The 1691-nt window shown below is 50.0% G+C and carries 1 protein-coding gene; it reads left to right on the top strand.

The window, feature by feature from the left end; translation table 11 throughout:
* Positions 1 to 364 precede the first annotated feature (364 nt).
* Positions 365 to 1390: an IS110 family RNA-guided transposase gene (locus HMPREF3140_RS07525; RefSeq protein WP_064782720.1), complete on the top strand. Its 1026-nt coding sequence runs from the start codon at positions 365 to 367 to the stop codon at positions 1388 to 1390.
* Positions 1391 to 1691 lie beyond the last annotated feature (301 nt).

Below are 1691 nucleotides of genomic sequence, written 5' to 3'. Positions count from 1 at the left end.
GGCGCATATCCAGGGGAAGTCCCTTCCATTCGTTAAGGTTATTTTTTGTACCTCTGAGCTATGTGAAGCTTGACCACTTTGACAGGCAGCTTTGAGCGATAAGCAGACATTCAACGTCATGCCAGAAACTGGAAGACTGACATGTAAAGTTGTGGTAGCAGATTATCGTTGTATTCACAGGTATTACGAAGGAATATCAGATACCGCCCTCTCCACAATGACACAGCCCTGCTCCGCCAACAGCACATCACTCGCACACGGAAATATCGACTAGGGTAGGCTTTGTTAATGGAATGGTCGCCTCCCATCTCTTGTGCCACAGTGGGACGATAAATCGTCACTCATTGAACGGAGCGCTGCTATCATGAACGTTAAAACTATTGGAATCGATTTGGCAAAAAACGTTTTCCAGATCCATGGGGTTGACGAGCACGGAAAACGGTTGTTCAACAAACAACTCAGACGGGCACAAATGGCCTCCTTTTTTGCCAACATCCCACCCTGTTTGATCGGCATGGAGGCCTGTGCATCTGCTCATTTCTGGGCCAATAAACTGATATCGATGGGCCATAATGTCAAACTGATGGCCCCTCAGTTCGTCAAACCCTATGTTAAAACCAATAAGCATGATGCTGCAGACGCTGAAGCTATTTGTGAAGCCGTCACTCGACCTAACATGCGGTTCGTGCCGGTCAAAACCGCTGAGCAGCAAGCCGTATTGGCACTTCACCGGAGTCGTCAGAGCTTCATCAAACAGCGAACCGCACAAGCCAATCAAATCAGGGGGTTATTGGCCGAATTTGGCATTGTCGTCCCCCGAGGTATCCAGCAGCTACAGCGACGATTACCTGAGCTCGTGGAAGATGCGGATAACCCGTTACCCGTCCTGTTTCGTACACAGCTGAGTCTACTACAGCACCACATGGCGTACCTGTTCGATGTCATCGCTACACTCGACAAGCAGATTGAGCAGTGCTATCGGCAAAATGCTCTCTGCCAGCGTATCGGCAAGATCCCTGGTATTGGCCCTGTTACCGCCAGCGCGCTGATTGCGACCATTGGTAAAGCCAACAATTTCGAGAATGGCCGACAACTGGCTGCCTGGCTCGGATTGGTTCCACGTCAGCACTCCAGTGGGGGTAAACAAGTCCTGCTCGGGATAAGCAAGCGAGGTGATACCTATTTGAGGACCTTGCTTATCCATGGTGCCAGGGCGGTATTGCAGTCGGCAGAACATAAACAGGATGCCGTATCGAGCTGGGCTAACCAGCTAATGGCGCGCCGGAATAACAACATTGCCTCGGTAGCATTGGCTAACAAGAATGCGCGGACTGTGTGGGCGCTCCTGGCCAAAGAGCGGGAGTATTGTGCACCAATAATAAGCGCTTAAGTTGCTTAATCAGTAAGACAGAAACAACACCACCGATTGCCCAGGCAAGCATGAAGTGATGGCAAGACAGGTCAGACCGCGATGGGGAAAACCCGGTTTATTCAAGGCTCCTGAAAGAGCGCTTTGTTGATAGAGGCCTCCATCAGCGTATTCCATCAGGGACAGAGGTATTTTACATCACCTCGGCAAAGTCCGGATCTATGGCTGCAATCGATGACCAGTAAAGCCACCACAACATATTTAGCTTGGCAAACAGGAGGCGACCATCTATGAATAAATCGAACTTTTGCTGAGTTGAAGG

It is taken from the genome of Klebsiella sp. HMSC16A12, assembly GCF_001808265.1.
Lineage (GTDB): Bacteria > Pseudomonadota > Gammaproteobacteria > Enterobacterales > Enterobacteriaceae > Klebsiella > Klebsiella pneumoniae.
Note: the sequence above shows the minus strand (reverse complement) of the source record. Positions and strands in the feature narration are given on the sequence as shown.